Source organism: Thauera mechernichensis (assembly GCF_029588855.1).
Lineage (GTDB): Bacteria > Pseudomonadota > Gammaproteobacteria > Burkholderiales > Rhodocyclaceae > Thauera > Thauera mechernichensis.
Genome location: NZ_JARQZE010000036.1, coordinates 1 through 2,992, shown reverse-complemented (window position 1 = coordinate 2,992; position 2,992 = coordinate 1). Strand labels below are relative to the sequence as shown.

Sequence of the window (2,992 nt, the reverse complement as noted above, 5' to 3'; positions counted from 1 at the left end):
CGGGGTAGCTGGCGGCGTTGAATAGCTCGGACAGGAACTGCTCGCTGCCGGCGTCACCGTGCAGCACGCAGTTCTCGCCGCCTTCCTCGTAGTTGAGCACGAACTGCACGGCGATGCGGGCGCGGCCGGGCCAGTCGGCATGCGGCGGGGTGCGACCATAGCCGACGAGGTCGCGAGGGTAGGCAGGATTCGAGCTCATGGCGTACTCAGTTCTGCAGGAAGCGCTTGCAGGCGCCCCAGTGATTCATCAGCAGCCAGTAGCTAAGGCCGGCCGGGATCAGGCTGGCGTACCAGGACACCGTGGAGAAGCTGAGCGCGACCGCCGCCCCCACCAGCGAGGCAACGATGCCCGCCCAGTTGACGCCGCGATAGGGGCCGTTCTCGTCATAAAGCTTGCCGAGATCGAGGTTGCGGCGGCGGATCAGGTAGTAATCGACCACCAGCACGGCGAAGATCGGGCCGAGGAAGGCGGAGTAGGTTTGCACGAAGACCTGCAAGCCGGCGGCGGACTCGTCCTTAACCAATTCCCAGGGGAAGGTGCCGAAGGCGAGCAGGCCGACGATGACCGCCGCGCTGCGGAACGAGAGCTTGAACACATCCATCAGCACGTAGGTCGGCGGTACGACGTTGTTGAGTACGTTGGTCGTGACCTGGGCGAAGGCGATGAAGAGCAGCGTGATGATGAGCAGCGGCTTGTTGTCCACCGCGCTCGAGAACACCTGGATCGGGTCGGCCACACCGGTGGCGCCCGACACCATCAGCCCGATCAGCCCCATGAACAGCGTGCACGGCAGGATGGACATCGCATAGAGCGTGGTCAGCGGCCCGCGCCGGATGCCTTTCTCGAGTTCGCGCGAGTAATCACTGACGTTGAGCATCATGGTGCTGTAGATGCCCAGGAAGAGCATGGTCGCCCCCCAGAACGGCAGGCCCCAGGTGCCTTCGATGTTCACCAGGTTGGCACTGATCTCCTCGCCATACTTGTCGATGACGCTGAAGAACATGTAGGTGAGCGATACCAGGATGAAGCCGCTGCCGATGTTCTCCAGCCACTTGATACCCTGGAAGCCGAGCACCGACAGGCCGATCTGCAGGATCTGGAAGATGATGAACCAGGCCACCAGGTTGTCGAAGCCGAACAGCGAGGCCGACACCAGGTTGAGCGCGCCCGCCCCGACCCAGCTCTGGAAACCGTACCAGACGATTGCCGGCACTGCCCGTACCAGCCCGGGGAAGCGCGTGCCGGCGAAACCGAAGGCCGTGCGGGCCTGGACCATGAAGGGGATGCCGTACTTGAGGCCGGCCGCGCCATTGAGGGTAAGTGCGATGCCGATCACGAAGCAGCCGATGGCGATCGCCATCGTCGCCTGCAACAGGTTGAGCGTACCGACCACGCTCGAGCCCATGGCAAAGGTGCCGATCGACACGCAGCCGCCGAACCAGGCGAGCAGATACGACCACTTGCCCATGATTCGAGTCTGCTGGGGCGCGAGCGACTCCTCGCCAAGGGCTTTTGAGTGAGTCTCGTGATGGGGCTGCGCGCCGGTACGTCCTGTACCGGCAGTGCCGGCCAGGGAGACGTCATGTGCCTTGCTTGTCATTTCGTTTGCTCCTCCAGGGGTGGTGGACGCTCAGCTGCCGAGGTAGTCGAAGCGGCCGGTGAAGGTCTTTGCGCGCGGGAAGGCGAGATCGCCATGCTTGCTGGTCCCCAGGCGCAGGCTCACCAGCGACTCGGCCAGTTTCACGGCAGCAGTCACGCCTTCGACGATCGGCAGGCCGACGGCCTCGCGAATCTCGTCGGTGAGGTCTGCCATGCCGCCACACCCGAGCACGATCGCGCCAATGCCATCCTCGGTCTTGGCACGACGGCATTCGTCAATGATTCGGCCGAGCGCGCAGGCGCCGTCGTCCTCCAGGTCGAGCACGGGGATCTCGGCCGCACGCACCTTGCGGCAGTGGTGAGCAAAGCCGTAGTTCTGCAGCAGGTGCTCGGCGATGATGCAGGTGCGTCCGAGCGTGGTGACCACCGAGAAGCGCGTACTGATGAGCGTGGCGAGATGAAAGGCGGCCTCGGCAATGCCGATCACCGGCGCGGTGGTGAGCTCGCGTGCGGCAAGCAGGCCCGGGTCGCCGAAACAGGCGATCACATAGGCGTCTACACGCTCGCCCCCATCCGCGCCCTCCCGTTCACCGCGACGGATCTCGTCCAGCACGCCCAGCGCACTGACGGCCTCGTCGAAGTGACTCTCGATCGAGACGGGACCGGCATCCGGATTGGTGGCCGAGACCTGGGTACCCGCTGCGGCGACGCGCGCGCCAGCCACGCCGATCTTGGCGGTCATCGACGCAGTGGTGTTGGGGTTGATGAGCCTGATGTGCATGGTGTCCTCTCGATTCTTCATGCTGTGATGCGTACCGACATCCTGAACGCTGCCGTTACAAAAACATTAATCGTCTTTTGTACACAAAACAAATAGTTTTTTGTGTTCATTTAAACATTTGATGAAGCCATCGCAACGACACCGGCAGACGCCCCCCTACGGCTGCAGCCGCGCCCCAGGAAAGGTCTTGCTCGCTGCGACACGGAAACGGCGATATCGCAAGGGATTCCGCCCGCCCCTCGGCATCATTCTTGAGCGCTTATTGGGCGGATCAGCGCGCTGATATGAGGCAGAACCACTCAAAAGTCGATTCAAAATGTTTTGTATACGATTATTTTTGTCTTCGCATACAATTTTTGAGAACCTCTCTCCTCACACTCAACCAGGAGCCCCCCATGGCCAGCCACACTCCCGGCGCCCCCGTCTTCGCCCCCCCTGCCGAGTTGCCCGACTGGGCGCTGCGCTCGGTCGACCTCGCCAACCCGCGCCTGGGCGCCAAGGCAATCGCCGCCTCCGACGACTTCTTCGCCGAGGTCGCACGCATGCTCAACCCCGAGCCCGCACAGTTCGTCCCCGGCAAGTTCGACACCAACGGCAAGTGGATGGATGGC

At 63.1% G+C, this 2,992-nt stretch carries 2 protein-coding genes and 2 pseudogenes; 1 reads left to right on the top strand and 3 read right to left on the bottom strand.

The annotated features are described in order from the left end of the window. The 3 genes and pseudogenes from P7F68_RS19800 to P7F68_RS19790 form a co-directional block, all read right to left on the bottom strand. Positions 1–199, bottom strand: a pseudogene (locus tag P7F68_RS19800) (allantoinase); the annotation flags it as partial. Between the two features lie 7 nt (positions 200–206). After that, complete coding sequence (locus P7F68_RS19795; RefSeq protein ID WP_277835646.1) at positions 207–1,601, bottom strand: NCS1 family transporter; 1,395 nt, start codon at positions 1,599–1,601, stop codon at positions 207–209. 30 nt (positions 1,602–1,631) lie between these two features. Further along, complete coding sequence (locus P7F68_RS19790; protein WP_269745238.1) at positions 1,632–2,402, bottom strand: aspartate/glutamate racemase family protein; 771 nt, start codon at positions 2,400–2,402, stop codon at positions 1,632–1,634. 374 nt (positions 2,403–2,776) lie between these two features. Here P7F68_RS19790 and P7F68_RS19785 point away from each other — a divergent pair. Then, positions 2,777–2,992 (top strand): annotated as a pseudogene (locus tag P7F68_RS19785) (allantoicase); the annotation flags it as partial.